A 17,973-nucleotide genomic window follows, 5' to 3' on the forward strand; every position below is an offset into this window, starting at 1 on the left:
AAAATGAAAACCTATTTCGTGTACTTTTTTTCTTTTTTACTTTTGATGAATTGCGCATCCAAAGAAGAAGATTTATATACACCAATTGCGTATAATTTAGAAATACCAGAGCTTTTTTCTGATAAATTAATTGCACCTATAATTCCTGTAGACAATCCGTTAACAATAGAAGGTATTGCTTTAGGTAAAAAACTTTTTTTTGATAAAATACTTTCGAGAGATAATTCACAATCTTGTGCTACTTGCCATAACCCAGCAAAAGCTTTTACAGATAATAAACAATTTAGTAAAGGTGTAAGTGGTAATTTTGGCAAAAGAAATACAATGCCGCTATTTAATTTAGCATGGAATTTTGATGAACTTTTTGCTTGGGATGGTAAAGAATTTGGCTTAGAAACTCAAGCTTTAGAACCAGTTACAAACCCTATAGAAATGCACGCTAATTGGGTTAATATTGCAGAAAAATTGAATCAAAACGAAACCTATAGAAATTTGTTTTTGCAAGCTTTTGGTTCAGAAAAAATAGATTCTACTCTTGTTACCAAAGCAATTGCTCAATTCGAAAGAACATTGATTTCTGGCAATTCTAAATTTGATAAATACTTAAAAGGTGAAGCCACATTAACAGAAAGCGAAACAAATGGTTTTAATGTTTTTATGGATGAAGAAAGAGGTGATTGTTTTCATTGTCACGGTAGTAACAACAACCCGCTATGGACAGATAATAAATTCCATAACAATGGTTTAGATACAAATTTTACTGATTTAGGCTTAGGTAAAATCACCGGAGATCCTAATGATAACGGTAAATTTAAATCTCCGTCTATCAGAAATTTGGCATTTACTGCACCTTATATGCACGATGGTAGGTTTACAACTTTAGACGAAGTTATCAATCATTATTCAGAAGGGTTAAAAAGATCTTCTACAATAGATCCATTAATGAAAAAAATTAACCAAGGTGGCGTTAATTTAACAGCCAAAGACAAAGCAGACTTAAAGGCTTTTTTACTTACATTAACAGACTACGAATTTGTTAACAATCCTGCCTTTCAAAAATAATCAATAAAACCAATTGGTTTATTAGGTTTCATAATACAACTTCTTCGTTTTTCTTCTAGTTATATTGTATATTTGCAGACAGTTTAGATTTAATCTATTTAAAATTATGATAAAAGTTTCAGACTCAGCAAAAAAGAAAGTCGTAGAACTAATGACAGACGACGGCTTTAATGCAGCAACAGACTATATAAGAGTTGGTGTAAAAAGTGGTGGTTGTTCGGGTTTATCTTACGATTTAACTTTTGATAATAAAAAAGAAGAAAACGATAAAGTTTTTGAAGAGAATGACGTTAAAATTATTGTCGACAAAAAAAGCTTTTTATATTTAGTAGGAACTACTCTAGAATATTCTGGTGGTTTAAACGGAAAAGGGTTTGTTTTTAACAATCCTAACGCAAATAGAACTTGCGGTTGTGGAGAAAGTTTTTCACTTTAAAATTTAGAAAAAGATGTCAAAGTATACCGAAGAAGATTTAGAACAAGAGTTAAAAACCCAAGAATATAAGTATGGGTTTTACACAGATATAGAAAGCGATACATTTCCGGTTGGTTTAAATGAAGATGTTGTTCGTGCAATCTCAAAAAAGAAAAATGAGCCAGAATGGATGACCGAATGGCGATTAGAAGCTTTTAGAGTTTGGGAACAAATGGAAGAACCAGAATGGGCTAATGTAAATTACGAAAAACCAAATTTTCAAGACATTGCATACTATTCTGCACCAAAAAAGAAACCAAAATTAAATTCTTTAGACGAGGTTGACCCAGAGTTGTTAGACACTTTTAAGCGTTTAGGAATCTCTTTAGATGAACAAAAGAAACTAGCAAACGTTGCAGTAGATATTGTAATGGATTCTGTTTCTGTTGCTACAACCTTTAAAGAAACTCTTGCAGAAAAAGGAATTATTTTTATGCCAATTTCTGAAGCAATACAAGAGCATCCAGAATTAGTTAAAAAATATTTAGGTACTGTTGTACCAACTAAAGATAATTTTTACGCAGCATTAAATTCGGCTGTTTTTTCTGATGGATCTTTCTGCTACATTCCTAAAGGTGTAAAATGCCCTATGGAATTGTCTACGTATTTTAGAATTAACGAAGGCGGAACAGGACAATTTGAAAGAACATTAGTTGTTGCAGATGCTGGTAGTTATGTTTCTTACTTAGAAGGATGTACAGCACCAAGTAGAGATGAAAACCAATTACATGCAGCTGTTGTAGAATTAATTGCAATGGATGATGCAGAAATTAAATACTCTACAGTGCAAAACTGGTATCCTGGTAATAAAGAAGGTAAAGGTGGTGTTTACAATTTTGTAACCAAAAGAGGTTTGTGTGAAACAAATGCAAAAATCTCTTGGACACAAGTAGAAACTGGTTCTGCAGTTACTTGGAAATATCCTTCTTGTGTATTAAAAGGTAATAATTCTGTAGGCGAATTTTATTCGATTGCAGTAACAAACAACCATCAACAAGCAGATACTGGTACAAAAATGATTCACTTAGGTAAAAACACTAAGTCTACAATTATTTCTAAAGGTATCTCTGCAGGAAAATCTCAAAACTCTTATAGAGGTTTAGTACAGATAAATTCTAGAGCAGAAAACGCTCGTAATTTCTCTCAGTGCGACTCTTTATTAATGGGTAACGAATGTGGTGCACACACTTTTCCTTATATAGAAACTAAAAACAAATCTGCACAAATAGAACACGAGGCTACAACTAGTAAAATTGGTGAAGACCAATTGTTTTACTGTAACCAACGTGGTATCGATACAGAAAAAGCTATTGCTTTAATTGTAAACGGATTTAGTAAAGAGGTTTTAAACAAGTTACCAATGGAGTTTGCTGTTGAAGCTCAAAAATTACTAGAAATTTCTTTAGAAGGAAGTGTTGGTTAATCAATAATAACCAATCACAAAATATATAATTATAAAAATAATGCCGATAGCATAAAGCTAAAAGCCAATAGCATAAATAAGATGTTAAAAATAGAAAATTTACAAGCAAGTATAGACGATAAATCAATTTTAAAAGGATTGAATTTAGAAGTAAAAGCAGGAGAAGTTCATGCAATTATGGGACCAAACGGTGCAGGAAAAAGTACTTTGGCTAATATTATTGCAGGTAAAGAAGACTATGAAGTTACTAATGGTTCTATCGAATTAGATGGTGAAGATATTAGTGAACTTGCACCAGAAGAAAGAGCACATAATGGTGTGTTTTTATCTTTTCAATATCCAGTAGAAATTCCAGGTGTTTCTGTTACAAACTTTATAAAAACAGCTATTAACGAAACAAGAAAAGCAAAAGGTTTAGAAGACATGCCTGCAAAAGACATGTTAAAAATGATTCGTGAGAAATCTGAATTATTAGAAATAGATCGCAAATTTTTATCTCGTTCTTTAAACGAAGGTTTTTCTGGTGGAGAAAAGAAACGTAACGAAATCTTTCAAATGGCAATGTTAGAGCCAAAATTAGCAATCTTAGATGAAACAGATTCTGGTTTAGATATTGATGCTTTGCGTATTGTTGCTAACGGTGTAAATAAATTAAAATCTAAAGATAACGCGGTAATTGTTATTACACACTACCAACGTTTATTAGATTATATCGTACCAGATTTTGTACACGTTTTACACGACGGTAAAATTGTAAAAAGTGGCGATGCTTCTTTAGCCTTAGAGTTAGAAGCAAAAGGTTACGATTGGATTAAACAAGAATTGGTGTAAATAAGTTTAAAGTAGCAGTATACAGTTTAAAAATTGCATACTGAAACTAAAAACTGAAAACTGAAAAAATGGAATTAAAAGATAAATTATTATCATCGTATGTAGCTTTTGAAAATAAAGTTGATACAGATTCAGATATTCATGATATTAGGTCTAAAGCGCTTCAAACATTTGAAAAGCTAGGTTTTCCTACAAAAAAACTAGAAGCTTGGAAATATACTTCTTTAAACTCTGTTTTAAAGCAAGATTACAGCTTGTTTCCTAATAAAGATAATGCAATTCAGTTATCTGATGTTAAGAAGTATTTTATACACGATATAGATGCTTACAAACTTGTTTTTATCGACGGTAAATACAGTTCTTTTTTATCTGAAACTACACACGATACTTTTGATGTTTGTTTAATGTCTGCGGCTTTAAATAAACCAAAATACAAAACTGTAATAGATAATTATTTTAACAAAATTGCAAAAGAAGACAATTTAACTTCTTTAAATACTGCTTTTGCTAACGAAGGTGCTTACATCTATATTCCTAAAAATGTAGAAGTAGAAAAACCTATTCAAATTATAAATTTTACAACAGGTACAGAAGCTGCTACCATGCTACAACCAAGAAATTTAATTGTAGCAGAGCAAAATGCACATGTTCAAATTATAGAACGTCATCAAAGTTTAACTTCTAACCCAGTTTTAACAAATTCGGTTACAGAAGTGTATGCTGCAAAAGACGCAACTGTAGATATTTATAAGATTCAGAATGATGATTTAAACGCATCTTTAGTAGACAATTCTTACATAGAACAAAAATCTAATTCTGTTGTTTCTGTACATACATTTTCTTTTGGTGGAAACATTACTAGAAATAACTTAAACTTTTTCCAAAGAGGAGAACATATAGATTCTATCTTAAAAGGAATTACTATTTTAGAAGGTAAACAACACGTAGATCATCATACTTTAGTACATCATATAGAACCTAATTGCGAGTCTCATCAAGATTACAAAGGTATTTATGATGAAAGGTCTACAGGAGTTTTTAACGGAAAAGTAATTGTTAATAAAGAAGCTCAAAAAACAAATGCTTATCAACAAAACAATAATGTTTTAGTAAGTGATAAAGCTACAATTAACGCTAAACCTCAGCTAGAAATTTTTGCAGATGATGTTAAGTGTTCTCATGGTTGTACAATTGGGCAATTAGATGACGAGGCTTTATTTTACATGCAACAACGTGGTATTCCTAAAAAAGAAGGAAAAGCATTATTAATGTTTGCATTTGCAAATACGGTTTTAGAAAGTGTTAAAATACCAGAAGTTAAACAACGTATTGCAAAATTAATTGCAAATAAATTAAACGTAAAAATAGGTTTCGATTTATAGTATATAAGTCAAATACTGTATCGTTTGCATTCATAATAACTTAAGTTAGTTTGTAGTTTTGTAACAGACTAATCACTAAAAATTATTTATTATGAATAAAAGTATTAAAACAGTATTGTTAATTGTTGGGCTTATTTTAACTATTTACGGAATATACACAATGATTCAGCCAGAAACACAAGTTTCTATTGGAGATTTAGATTTGGTAGAAGCACAAGACAATACAAGTTCTTATATTACTATTGCTATTGGTATTGTTGCATTAGCGGTAGGATTAATTTCAGGAAAAAAGTAAAACATTTTTACAAAACAGATATAAAACCACTTAGAAATAAGTGGTTTTTTTATTTTACTGCAGATATAATTTCGCTTAAAAACTTATTTTCTTGAAATCCTGATAATCCAAAACGAACAACTACCAATTCTTCATCTGGTAAAATATAAACTCTTTGCCCTTGATAACCATCTGCATAATACATGTTTTTTGGCACATCTTTATAACCACCATTTGCGTTTAACCAAAATTGAGCACCATAAATTCCGTGTGATGTTGGCGTTGGTGTAGTAGCATAATCTACCCAATCTTTAGTAAACAATTCTTCTCCGTTCCAATTTCCGTTTTTAAGGTATAAAAGCCCGAATTTTGCCCAATCTCTTGCTGTTGCCCAAGCGTATGAAGAAGCTACGTAATTTCCGGCTAAATCTGTTTCTACAATCATAGAATTCATACCAATTTTATCTATAAAATCTGTATACCAAAAATCTAAATATTCTTGATGTGTATTAAATTGATTTCTTAAAATTTTAGATAATAAATTAGACGCTCCAGAAGAATAATTCCAAGTTGCATTTGGTTTCCCTGCAAAAGTTTTTTCTTCTTGCATTTTTGTCATGTCTCTTTCTAAAAACAACATTTTTGTTGCATCAGAAATTTCATCATAATTCTCGTTCCATTCTAAACCAGAATTCATTTGTAATAAATTATGAATCGTAATGTCTTTTCTAGCGTCTTTTTGCCAAGAATCTATTGGTGCTTTGTCTTGTATATTTATTTTATTTTGATGCTGTAAAACACCGTAAACAGTGCTCATAATACTCTTTGTCATAGACCAACCTAAAATTCTTGAATGTTTCGTAAAACCATCAGCATATTTTTCTGCAATTATTTGATCTTTATAAACAACAACTACAGCTCTAGAATTATCGTTTTTTCCGAAGATATTATTTACAGCATTTGTTACTTTATTATAATTTACATTTTCAAAAACAGTATCTTTTTGCTCTGCATTACCATAAGGAAATGCAGTTGTATTATCAGGTTTTAAACGAACCGGTTTTAGATAAGTAGCAGTTTCATCCTCTTTATTTAATGTTAAAACAGCACCTAAACCTTGTCTATAAATTGCTTTTCTAGTTAACAAACCAAAAGCAGATGACGAAGCAGATTTTAAGGATGTATCTACTTTATCTGTAGCCAAATTTACAGGAGAAAAATTATTATCTGTTGTATCTGTAAACTCTAAAGTTCTTTTACCAAGATATACAGAAGATGCTGTATTTTTTGCTGAGTAGCCTGCCAAAATATTCAACTTCGGATAATTATAAATTACCGCTATAATTAGTATTACTGTTAATAAAAGTAGGGTTCGTTTCAGAAATTTCATAAAAAAGTAAGTTTGATCATGTAAAAATAACAAATAACAATGCTTTGGCTCTTTTAAAAGAAATAAATAATGCTACATTATCAAATATCGAAAAAGCAAATGCAATTTCCAATATTCAAAACGGAGTTGGTTTTTTAGTAAAATTGGTTTCTAAAGTTGTACAATAAGAAAATCTTATTCGCTTTTTTACAAGTTTAAAAAATCATGCTTTATCTTTGTAGTAAATATATTTTCTATGATAAATGTTGATAAAATTCGAGAAGACTTTCCAATTCTTAAAAGAACTGTACACGGAAAACCTTTAGTATATTTTGATAATGCAGCTACTTCACAAACACCACAAGTTGTAATAGATACTATTGTAGATTACTACAGTAACTACAATGCCAATATTCATAGAGGTGTGCATACTTTAAGTCAAGAAGCTACCGACAAATATGAAGAAGCTAGAATTAAAATTCAGCAACATTTTAATGCAAAAAACACATACGAGATTATATTAACTTCTGGTACAACACACAGTATTAATATGATTGCCTCTGGATTTTCTGCATTGTTAGAAAAAGATGATGAAATTATAGTTTCTGCTTTAGAACATCATTCTAATATTGTGCCATGGCAAATGTTATGCGAAAAAACAGGTACTATCTTAAAGGTAATCCCGATGTTAGAAGACGGCTCTTTAGACATGGAAGCTTATCATACTTTAGTAAACCAAAAAACAAAATTGGTTTTTTGTAACCATGTTTCTAATGCTTTAGGAACTGTAAATCCTATTGAAGAAATTATTGCCAAAGCACATCAATTTAATGCAGCTGTTTTAATTGATGGTGCACAAGCAACACCGCATATAAAACCAGATGTACAAGCTTTAGATGTTGATTTTTATGTAGCATCTGCTCATAAACTTTGTGGTCCAACAGGTGTTGGTATATTGTATGGTAAAGAAGAATGGTTAGAGAAATTACCTCCGTATCAAGGTGGCGGAGAAATGATTGCTACAGTTTCTTTTGAAAAAACTACTTATGCTGGTTTACCTCATAAATTTGAGGCAGGTACACCAAACATTTGTGGTGGTATTGCTTTTGGAACCGCAATAGATTACATGAATTCTGTAGGTTTTAAAAATATAGCAAATTACGAAGATGAGCTGTTAAAATACGGAACAGAAGAACTGTTAAAGATAGAAGGTTTAAAAATTTACGGAAACACTTCGAATAAAACGGCTGTAATCTCTTTTAACGTAAAAGAAATTCATCCTTATGATATTGGTTCAATTTTAGATAAACTTGGCATAGCGGTAAGAACAGGCCATCATTGTGCACAACCTATCATGGATTTTTATAAAATTCCGGGCACAGTTAGAGCTTCTTTTTCTTTTTATAATACAAAAGAAGAAATAGATGTTTTTGTTAACGGAGTAAAAAGAGCGGTTAGAATGCTTTCTTAAAAAAGGATATTTATTAAAAATTAAAAAAGGCTGAGAATTAAAATTCTCAGCCTTTTTTATATCATCTATTCTGCTATTTATTTTAAAGCAGGAGAATAGTTTGTTGGGAAATCATCTGCTTTTGCTAAACCATCTGTAGCAACAGTAAAATTACTACCATAAGTAGCATCTATTGCCGCTAAAACTTTATTAGCCATTAAAGCATAACCTCTACCAGTTAAATGAATACCATCTAAACTAACTAAACCACCTGTAACTAAAGAAGGTGTTAATGTGTATCTATCAAACTTAATACCACCAGCTGCTTCACTTAAAATTGCATTTAAGTCTACTAAACCTAAACCTTTTGCAGAAGCAACACTTGTAATTGTAGCATTATAACCGTCTGCAGCTGTTTTTATTTCTAATTGTTCTTGCGGAGTTAACACCCATTTATCACCTAAAGGAAGTGTAACACCTTCTGCAGAAAATTGACCGGCTAAAGTAGCTGGTAAAAGACCGTTACTTTGAGCTATTAAAGCACCAGCAGCAGTCATATTAACTGTACCAATTACAGAACTACTTGGTAATACAAATAAATCTGCAGATGTTGCGGCTCTAGCTTGTCCGTATTGCTGTCCTAATAATGAAGCAACTAAAGGAGCTGCTTGTTCTGGTAAGCCAAGAGACTGTACAAAAGGCACAAAAGTTGGGCTTGCTGCCAAAGTAGCTGTAATTGCAGCAGATAAATCTGTTGCATCTTCATCAAAAATTACAACTGCGTTTGTTTCAGTTTCAGAAAATACAATTGCACGTTCTGGTTCTCCTGCACCAACATAAATTTGATTAACTGCACCATAAACAGAGTTTAATAAAGGTATTTGAGCTTTTAAAGTAGCATCCGAAGGATCTAAAGGATTGTAAGGAACTGTTGTAAAGTGAGGTAATAAAGTAATATCTGGTACTGTTGCTAAAACACCTTTAGCTCCGTTTGCTGTTAAAGCATTTACCATTCCGTTGAAAGAAGCATCAAAAGTTGCCGCTGGTGTAATCATGTCCGATCCATCACCACCAGAAGTTGCATAACCTAAAACATCATTTCCTCCAACTTCAGATAGTGTAAAAAATGTTGGATTTGCAGCAACCGCATCACTTAAAACAGAAGCTGAAGCACTAGAAGCCATTCTTCCAAAATAAGGGTTTGCAGCACCATAACCAGGAAAAGTTAAATGAAAACTTTTTGCACCAGGAATTCCGAAATTATGAAATGAAGTTCCGCTTGCTCTAACACCTAAACTAGTTGTTGGTGTATCTGTTAACCTTGTTGGTCCTACACCGTTAAAATATAATCTTGGTGGTTGTACCGCTGTTCCTCCTAAAACAAAACCTCCAATATTATCTTCCATTAATGGTTGGTTAAAGTCACCACCACCAACTACACTAAATTTTGAAGCTAATGTATTTGGAAATGAATTTTCTTGTGCTTTTATAAAAAGTGCACCATCTGTAAAACCTGCAGTAAAAGAAGCTCCTACTGCTACATAGTTAGAAAAATCTACACCATTAGCATCAATTTGCACAACTGGTCCTGTTTCTTCTACAATTGGATCTAAATCGTTATTTACATCACAAGATGTAATACCAATTGATAAAAGTAATAATCCTATATATTTATAATTCTTCATATAATATCGTATTTTTTATTAGTTATTAATTGTCCAAGAAATGTAGTATTGAGAACCGATGGCTCCAACTCCTGGCGCACTAAAATATTCTTTACCACCTAAGTTAGCACCACCTAACTTAAATACAGATTTAATACTTGGTACAGAATAGTTAATTTGAGCATCTATTAAAGTTCTAGACTCGATAGTAGCATCTAAGAAAGTAGATTCCCATAAGTAATCTCCTTGCCATCTTGCATTAATATTAAAACCAAAGTTTTCAAATAAATTTGGATTTCCAAACTGTAATTTTACTTTGTGTTCTGGTGTATTAAAACCTGCCTCGAAATCTGGATCTGAAGATTGATCAAAATCGAACTTAGCATAAGTATAATTTACACCTAAATCGAAACCATTTAAAATTTTTGTATTTAACCCTAAAGAAGCACCATAAGAACTAATATCTGCTGTTGTATTTGTGTACACTTGAAAAGCTTTAAAATCTCCGTTTTGAAGTGCTAATAAAGACAAACTATTATCTCCTACTGTACCGTAAAAAGGAACTAAAACATTTTTACCAGAGATAAAATTATTATAACTGTTGTAGTATGCACTTAAATCTACAGTAATTCTAGATTCACCAGTATTTACTAAACCTCTATATCCTAATTCGAAAGCAGTAACTTCTTCTGGCTTTACTAATGGCGCTGCAGAAGCTGCAGGTGCCCCATTTTGAACTGAACTAGCAGAAAAAGAATTTTCGTATGCTAATCTACCAGAAAGTGTAGTTGTAGAACCACCAACTAATGGTTGTCCTGCAGTACTTACATTTAAAGGAGAACTTGTATATCTATCTAAATTATCTGGTGCAGAACCTACTAAAATTGCAGCACCTGCGTCTAAACCAATATATTGATCTTGAGTTGTTGGATTTCTAAACCCTTTTTGAAAAGAAGCTCTAAAGTTATCATTCTTATTCTCTCCGGCAGCATATGCTAAAGATATTCTTGGAGAAAAGTTTCCGTCGAAGTTTTGTGCTTTATCATAACGAATAGAAGCTGTAAACTTTAAACGATCTTCTTCTAAAAACTTTTTCTGCATTTGAGTATAAACACCAAATTCATCATAATCTATAGCACCATCATAATCTGTAAAAATACTACCATTAGAATTTAAAGAATATCTTCTGTAAGAACCACCAACTTGAAATTCTGCCCAATCGATTAGATCTTGAAAATTATAGTTTAAATCACTGTGGTATAATTTAGTTTGATCTTGAAATCTAGCACCTGTAACTAAGTTTGGATCTGCAGTAACTTGGTCGAATGCAGATTGAAACTCGCTAGTACCAGGAATTAAACGCCCAGTATCTGCCGCTGCTCTTGCTGCTGCATGAGAACCTGTTACTAAATAAGTACCTGCATATTGTGTAAACCAATCTTGATCTGATTTCCATTTTCTGTTAACGTTAATTGCAGCAAAACGAGAATCGTAAGAGTTACCTGCGTCTTCTGTTGTTACATAACCTCTCACAAAAAAGTTCTTCCCTTTTAACTCTAATTTTTGTTGCGCTAAATAAAAGTCTCTAATATTATATCTGTTTGCACCTTGATAAATTGTGTTACCTACACCAAACTTAGAGTTAAAAATTAATTCTAATCTATCATCTCCAAAAGGACGGTAATGTAAAGCTGTATTTAATTTAACACTTTTTGCTTCATAATCTTTCATTAAATCTACTTCTTGGTAACCCGTTCTACTAACTCTACCAACAGCACCACCTAAATCAATAGCAACCTCGTCACCATAAATATTTAAACCATCATAATCGTTAATAGATCTATCTCCAACAGCGTATTTACCGTTTGCTGTATTTCTATAATCTGTTGCATACCATTCTGTTCCTTTTAAATAAGAAAGAGACGCTTTTGCTGCCAATTTATCAGAAAAAGCATATGCCATTCTAATACTTACATCATGAAAACTATTGTCTCCTGCTGCTTTTTGGCTTGTTAAACCGTATTTATAAGAAAAACTGATTCCTTGATCGTTAAAAGGGCTTCTACTTGTCATGAACATAATACCGTTAAATGCATTTGCACCATATAATGCAGAAGAAGCTCCTGGTAATAATTCAACTGTATTTACGTCTAACTCAGACATTCCTAAAAGGTTACCAATTGCAAAGTTTAATGCTGGCGAAGAATTATCCATACCATCTACTAATTGCATAAAACGTGTATTTGCAAATGTTGCAAAACCTCTAGTGTTTACAGATTTAAATGTTAAACTGTTTGTATTAACATCTACACCTTTTAAGTTTTCTAACCCATCGTAAAAAGATGGTGCAGAAGTATTTTTAATAGCTCTTGCATCTAGTCTCTCTACAGTAACCGGAGACTCCATAATACGTTCTGGAGTTCTAGAAGCAGACACTACAATTTCATCTAAAGATGTTTCATTTTCTGTTAAAGAAACAGTAACTTTTTGATTGTTTTTTGTTACCTCTATCTTTTCCATTTTGTAACCTAATACAGAAACTTCTAAAGTAAACGGCGGATTATCTGAAACTTTTAGCACAAAATTTCCATCAAAATCTGTATTAGTACCTACAGCTTTATTTTCAATTTTAATATTTGCACCTGGAAGTGTCTCTCCTGTTTTTGCATCTTTAACTGTACCAGTTACTGTGGTTTGTGCAACCATAGTAATACTGCTAAAAGCTATAAATGCAATTAGTAAAATCTTTTTTATCATAATTTGAATTAATTTGTTAACTAATATGCAAAATACAATTTTTTTTGAATTATTTATTATTTGGGTGTCAATTTTATGTAATCAATAAAAAATAGGCATAAAAATAAGGTATCTAACATTCGAAAAAATTATTTTTCTATGAATTTAAACATTCAGAAATTGTACATTTGTTACTATTAAAATTAGATCCGCTTGAAGGTAGTTAATGATATTGCAAATTTCTCTACAAACGAAAAAACTTTTGTAACAATTGGTACTTTTGATGGTGTTCATTTTGGGCATCAGAAAATATTAGAAAAACTAGTATCTGAAGCAAAAAATGCTGGAAAAAAATCTGTTTTACTTACTTTTTTTCCGCATCCAAGAATGGTTTTACAAAAAGATGCAACCATAGAGTTGATAAATACTATTGACGAACGCGCAAAATTGTTAGAAAAAACAGGTTTAGACTACTTAATTATTCATCCTTTTAGTAAAAAATTTTCTAGAACTACAGCTTTAGAGTTTGTAAGAGATATTTTAGTGAACACATTTAATATTTCTAAATTAATTATTGGCTACGATCATCATTTTGGTAAAAATAGAGAAGGTAATATAGAGCAATTAACAGAATATAGCCATTTATATGATTTTACGGTAGAAGAAATTCCGGCTCAAGATATAGATGATGTTTCTGTAAGTTCTACAAAAATTAGACGCGCTTTACATGCTGGTAATTTAAAAACAGCCAATAACTATTTAGGTTATAATTTTTTATTGAATGGTAAAGTTGTAAATGGCAAAAAATTAGGCGGTAAAATTGGTTTTCCTACGGCAAATTTAGACGTTAAAGAGACGTATAAATTAATACCAAAAACAGGTGTTTACTTTGTAAAGTCAATTATAAACTCTAAAACAATTTTTGGTATGATGAATATTGGTAACAGGCCAACTGTTAACGGAAATCATCAAACAATCGAAGTACATTTTTTTGATTTTAACGAAGATTTATACGATAAGAATTTAACAGTAGCATTGATTTATTTTCTAAGAGATGAACACAAATTCGATTCGATAGAAAACTTAATTCTTCAACTAAAAAAAGACGAAGAAACTGCCCGAGATTACATCAAAAATAATTGTAAATTGTAGTAATTATCAATTTATTTATTCTAAAATAATTCTCCTTTTTAAGTACACTTATTTATTTACGAATTCGTGGTAAAACTACAGCACAAATTATATATTTGCATTTCATAATTCATAGAAAATATGTTACAAGTACAATTTATTAGAGACAACAAAGAAACTGTTTTAAAGGGTTTAGCAAAACGTAATTTTGCAAACGCAGAAACAATTGTAGAACAAGTTTTATCGGCAGATGAAAACAGAAGAGCAGCGCAAGTTTCTCTTGATAACACTTTGGCCGAATCTAATAAATTATCCAAAGAAATTGGTGGTCTTTTTAAGTCTGGTGAAGTTGATAAAGCAAATGTTTTAAAAGAAAAAACTAGTCAGTTAAAAGAACAATCTAAAGAATTAACAGAAAAATTAGCTGCTTTTTCTGATGAATTACAAGGTTTGTTATATCAAATACCAAACGTACCTCACGCTTCTGTAAAAGCAGGAAATTCTGAAGAAGACAATGAAAATATTTTTAGCGAAGGCACAATACCTAATTTAGGTGAAAATGCTTTACCACATTGGGAGTTAGCTAAAAAATATGATATTATAGATTTTGAATTAGGAACCAAAATTGCTGGTGCTGGTTTTCCTGTTTATAAAGGTAAAGGGGCAAGATTACAGCGTGCTTTAATTAACTATTTTTTAGACAAAAATGTTAAAGCGGGTTATAAAGAAGTACAAGTACCACATTTAGTAAATACAGATTCTGCAACTGCAACTGGGCAATTACCAGATAAAGACGGACAAATGTATCATTCTACAGTTGATGATTTATATTTAATACCTACTGCAGAAGTGCCTATTACCAATATGTTTCGTGGTAATTTATTACAAGAAAAAGATTTTCCTATAACTGTAACAGGGTATACACCTTGTTTTAGAAGAGAAGCTGGTAGTTATGGCGCACATGTACGTGGTTTAAATAGATTGCACCAATTTGATAAAGTAGAAATTGTACGCATAGAACATCCAGAGAATTCTTACAATGCTTTAAACGGAATGGTAGAGCATATTAAAGATATTTTAAGAGAACTAAAATTACCTTACAGAATTTTGCGTTTGTGTGGTGGCGATACAGGTTTTACATCTGCATTAACTTTCGATTTTGAATTGTTTTCGACAGCACAAGACCGTTGGTTAGAAATTAGTTCTGCCTCTAATTTCGAAACATTTCAAGCAAATAGATTAAAACTACGTTTTAAAAATAAAGAAGGTAAAAGCGAATTAGCACACACTCTTAACGGTAGTTCTTTAGCTTTACCTAGAGTTTTAGCAGGTATTTTAGAAAATTACCAAACTGCAGACGGAATTAAAATACCAGATGTTTTAGTACCTTATTGTGGTTTTGATATGATAAATTAATTTTAATACAACGTATTCAGTTTCGGTTTGCAGTTCTTAACAATCTTTAGATAAAATTTAACTGTAAACTGATACTGAAAACGAACCTAGTTAGCAATAACAGCTACCATTAGTCTTTTATATTTATTCATTTCTACTAAGGCATTTAAGTAAGCACTTATTTGTCCTTTTTGCATAAACTCTATAGAGTTTCTTTTTGCAGCTTCGTATTGGGTAGAAAAAGTTTTCATAATTTTAAGTTTTAATTAGTTATTATATCCTATAGACAAGTTTTGTGCCAAAATGTTACAAAGAAGATGTAAAATACGTTTGGTTTAATAAAAAATTAACATAAATCTTAAGTATCTTTGATTTTGATGAAGAGAATATTTCTACTTATTTTTCTAGCAATTAACACCTTAGCAGTGTCACAAAACAAAGTGCAAACGAATGCTAAAAATAATTACCTCTTAGCAGAAAATTATTATCGAGAAGGTGCTTATGAAAAAGCTACACAAATTTATAAGAAACTTTATACTTCTAGCCCTTTTAATACAACGTATTTAAGTAGGTTAATTTCTTGTTACCAAGAAACAGATCAATTTATTTTAGCTGAAAACTTATTAAAAAGCAGAATTAAAGCGAACAGAAGTCAGGCATATTTATACGTTTATTTAGGCTACAATTATCAAAGACAACAACAAACAGAAAAAGCTTCAGAAAATTATAAACTAGCGTTAAATTCTTTGGATAAAATGCCTTCTTATGGCGGAATAATAGGACGCTTGTTTAAAGATTATAATCTACTTGATAATGCAATTTTGGCGTATGAGAAAGCCATGGAAGCTAACAAAAACGCAAATTATAATTTTCAAATAGCTCAAATTTATGGTGAAAAAGGCGATTTTAAAAAAATGTTTGAATCGTACATAGATTTGGTTGATAAAAATGAACAATATTTCGACCTTGTACAAAGATATACTAGCAAATACATTACAGATGATGCAGAAAATGAGGCAAACATTTTATTTAGAAAAACACTTTTAAGAAAATCTGCTAGTAACCCAAAAGATGTTTGGAATGTTTTGTTAAGTTGGCTTTTTACACAACAAAAAGATTATAACAAAGCCTTTATACAAGAAAATGCGCTTTACCAAAGAAATACGCAAGATCTTGGAGCAATTTTTACCTTAGGTAAAATTGCTTTCGAAAACAATTCTTTTGAAGCTGCTAAACAGTGTTTCGATTTTATAGTAGAAAAATCATCTACCAAAAGTGAAGCTATTAATGCACATTTATTTTTGATGAAAATTGCCATTGAAACTAAGAATCCAGAAACAGAAAACCTTTTCAAAAAGTTATTTTTAGTTTTTGGTAAAAATAGTTCAACTATAAAATTACAAGTTGCTTATGCAGATTATTTAACGTTTACAAAAAACGAACCTCAGCAAGCAAATACAGTTTTAGAAGAAGCGTTAAGTTATGCAAACTCAAAATTTGATAAAGCAAGAATTAAACTAAAACTTGGCGACGTTCTTGTATTTACTAACAAATTTAATAAAGCACTAATTTATTTTTCTCAGATTCAAACACAACTAAAAAATCACGAATTAGCACAAGAAGCAAGGTTTAAAGTAGCACAAACTAGCTATTTTAAAGGCGATTTCGAATGGGCAAAAGCACAATTAAAAGTTTTAAAAGGTTCTACAACTCAGTTAATTGCCAATGATGCCGTAAACCTATTTTTAAAAATATCAGACAATGAACCTGTAGATTCTATTCCGTCTGGATTAAAGCAATTGGCAAAAGCAGAATTACTTGCTTTTCAAAATAAAGACAAAGCCGCATTATCAGAATTAAACTCGTTATTTACAAGAAAAGATATTTTTATAAATGGATTTATTCCTAGCGAAGTAATCTATGATGATGTACTGTTTTTTAAGGCAAAACTTCTTATCAAACAAAAAAAATATGAAGAAGCAATAACAGCTTTAAATAAAATTATAGCAGCAGATAATCAAGGTTTTTTAACAGATGATGTTTATTTTATGATGGCAGAAACCTATAACAATCATCTTAAAAACTCAGAAAAAGCACAAGAATACTATCAAAAAATAATTTTTGATCACACCTCTAGTATCTATTTAGTAGATGCCAGAAAGAAGTTTAGAAAATTAAGAGGCGATAATGTTTCGCAATAAAAAATCAATAACAATAAAAAGTATAAAATGTATATATATAACGTAACAGTAAACATAGATAACACTGTACATAAAGAGTGGTTAACTTGGATAGAATCTCATGTCACAAAAGTTTTAGACACGGGTAAATTTACATCAGCAAAACTTACAGAAGTTTTAGTAGAAGAAGAAATGGGCGGTAAAACATATTCTATACAATATACTGCAGCGTCTAGAGAAGATTTAGAATCTTATTACAAAGAAGATGCCGATAGTTTACGTGTAGAAGCTTTAAGAAAGTTTGCAGATAAAATGTTAGCTTTTAGAACAGAATTAAAGATTGTAAAAGAGTTTTTTCCAACAAGTGTAAGCAATTAGATGAATTTATTTTTTTATAGAAACAGAAAAAAGATAGGAGCTTTTAGTATTTTATTATTGCTATCTGGCGCAATTCTTGCTTTTCTAAATTGGGGTATAGAACCAGAAGAGACTATTGCTGGTTTTCTAGTTGGTTTAGGTTTTGGTATACTTCTACTTTCTTTCAATCTTAAAAAAGAATAAAACAAGTATAATTTAAAGTGAAAAGAGCGTTTGTATAATT

17 protein-coding genes are annotated in these 17,973 nt (G+C 30.9%); 13 read left to right on the forward strand and 4 right to left on the reverse strand.

The window, feature by feature from the left end; genetic code table 11:
- Positions 1-3: 3 nt before the first annotated feature.
- From B5464_RS06740 to B5464_RS06765, 6 genes are all read left to right on the forward strand, one after another.
- Positions 4-1,062, forward strand: coding sequence for a cytochrome-c peroxidase (locus tag B5464_RS06740; RefSeq protein ID WP_368350970.1), 1,059 nt, complete (start codon positions 4-6; stop codon positions 1,060-1,062).
- A 106-nt stretch (positions 1,063-1,168) separates the two neighbouring features.
- The gene (locus B5464_RS06745) at positions 1,169-1,498 is read left to right on the forward strand and encodes an iron-sulfur cluster assembly accessory protein (protein ID WP_077810618.1); all 330 of its coding nucleotides are present in this window, start codon (positions 1,169-1,171) and stop codon (positions 1,496-1,498) included.
- Positions 1,499-1,511: 13 nt separating this feature from the next.
- Positions 1,512-2,960: a Fe-S cluster assembly protein SufB gene (sufB, locus tag B5464_RS06750; RefSeq protein WP_079737745.1), complete on the forward strand. Its 1,449-nt coding sequence runs from the start codon at positions 1,512-1,514 to the stop codon at positions 2,958-2,960.
- Positions 2,961-3,041: 81 nt separating this feature from the next.
- Entirely contained in the window at positions 3,042-3,791 is a 750-nt protein-coding gene (gene sufC / locus B5464_RS06755; RefSeq protein ID WP_077810620.1) for a Fe-S cluster assembly ATPase SufC, read from the forward strand.
- A gap of 68 nt (positions 3,792-3,859) precedes the next feature.
- Positions 3,860-5,173 carry a Fe-S cluster assembly protein SufD gene (sufD, locus tag B5464_RS06760; protein ID WP_079737746.1) on the forward strand — a complete coding sequence of 438 codons (1,314 nt, stop codon included), beginning with the start codon at positions 3,860-3,862 and terminating at the stop codon, positions 5,171-5,173.
- A 91-nt stretch (positions 5,174-5,264) separates the two neighbouring features.
- The gene (locus tag B5464_RS06765; protein WP_079737747.1) at positions 5,265-5,468 is read left to right on the forward strand and encodes a hypothetical protein; all 204 of its coding nucleotides are present in this window, start codon (positions 5,265-5,267) and stop codon (positions 5,466-5,468) included.
- Positions 5,469-5,517: 49 nt separating this feature from the next.
- On the opposite strand, the gene B5464_RS06770 is transcribed toward B5464_RS06765, so the two are convergent.
- On the reverse strand, positions 5,518-6,837 hold the full coding sequence (locus tag B5464_RS06770; protein ID WP_172830866.1) for a serine hydrolase: 1,320 nt from the start codon (positions 6,835-6,837) through the stop codon (positions 5,518-5,520).
- 44 nt (positions 6,838-6,881) lie between these two features.
- On the opposite strand from B5464_RS06770, the gene B5464_RS14570 reads away from it, so the two are divergent.
- Entirely contained in the window at positions 6,882-7,004 is a 123-nt protein-coding gene (locus tag B5464_RS14570; RefSeq protein ID WP_302849548.1) for a hypothetical protein, read from the forward strand.
- Between the two features lie 68 nt (positions 7,005-7,072).
- Positions 7,073-8,287: an aminotransferase class V-fold PLP-dependent enzyme gene (locus B5464_RS06775; protein WP_079737748.1), complete on the forward strand. Its 1,215-nt coding sequence runs from the start codon at positions 7,073-7,075 to the stop codon at positions 8,285-8,287.
- 77 nt (positions 8,288-8,364) lie between these two features.
- Here the strand turns inward: B5464_RS06775 and B5464_RS06780 are convergent, their stop codons facing one another.
- Together B5464_RS06780 and B5464_RS06785 are read right to left on the reverse strand one after the other, a co-directional pair.
- Positions 8,365-9,951 (reverse strand): G-D-S-L family lipolytic protein, encoded by a 1,587-nt coding sequence (locus B5464_RS06780; protein ID WP_079737749.1) that lies wholly within the window; start codon positions 9,949-9,951, stop codon positions 8,365-8,367.
- Between the two features lie 18 nt (positions 9,952-9,969).
- Positions 9,970-12,687 (reverse strand): TonB-dependent receptor, encoded by a 2,718-nt coding sequence (locus B5464_RS06785; RefSeq protein ID WP_079737750.1) that lies wholly within the window; start codon positions 12,685-12,687, stop codon positions 9,970-9,972.
- A gap of 192 nt (positions 12,688-12,879) precedes the next feature.
- On the opposite strand from B5464_RS06785, the gene B5464_RS06790 reads away from it, so the two are divergent.
- Together B5464_RS06790 and serS are read left to right on the forward strand one after the other, a co-directional pair.
- A complete protein-coding gene (locus B5464_RS06790) occupies positions 12,880-13,818 on the forward strand; it encodes a bifunctional riboflavin kinase/FAD synthetase (protein WP_079737751.1) in 939 nt (312 codons plus the stop codon).
- 120 nt (positions 13,819-13,938) lie between these two features.
- Positions 13,939-15,213, forward strand: coding sequence for a serine--tRNA ligase (gene serS / locus B5464_RS06795; RefSeq protein WP_079737752.1), 1,275 nt, complete (start codon positions 13,939-13,941; stop codon positions 15,211-15,213).
- 86 nt (positions 15,214-15,299) lie between these two features.
- Here the strand turns inward: serS and B5464_RS14440 are convergent, their stop codons facing one another.
- Positions 15,300-15,443, reverse strand: a complete 144-nt coding sequence (locus B5464_RS14440; protein WP_172830867.1) for a hypothetical protein — start codon at positions 15,441-15,443, stop codon at positions 15,300-15,302.
- Positions 15,444-15,617: 174 nt separating this feature from the next.
- On the opposite strand from B5464_RS14440, the gene B5464_RS06800 reads away from it, so the two are divergent.
- From B5464_RS06800 to B5464_RS06810, 3 genes are read left to right on the forward strand one after another with little or no spacing between them, the layout of a single operon-like run.
- A complete protein-coding gene (locus B5464_RS06800; RefSeq protein ID WP_231963667.1) occupies positions 15,618-17,393 on the forward strand; it encodes a tetratricopeptide repeat protein in 1,776 nt (591 codons plus the stop codon).
- Positions 17,394-17,420: 27 nt separating this feature from the next.
- Complete coding sequence (locus B5464_RS06805; RefSeq protein WP_079737754.1) at positions 17,421-17,750, forward strand: DUF4286 family protein; 330 nt, start codon at positions 17,421-17,423, stop codon at positions 17,748-17,750.
- A complete protein-coding gene (locus B5464_RS06810; RefSeq protein WP_079737755.1) occupies positions 17,751-17,933 on the forward strand; it encodes a hypothetical protein in 183 nt (60 codons plus the stop codon).
- Positions 17,934-17,973 lie beyond the last annotated feature (40 nt).

Source organism: Polaribacter sp. KT 15, assembly GCF_900143115.1.
Lineage (GTDB): Bacteria > Bacteroidota > Bacteroidia > Flavobacteriales > Flavobacteriaceae > Polaribacter > Polaribacter marinaquae.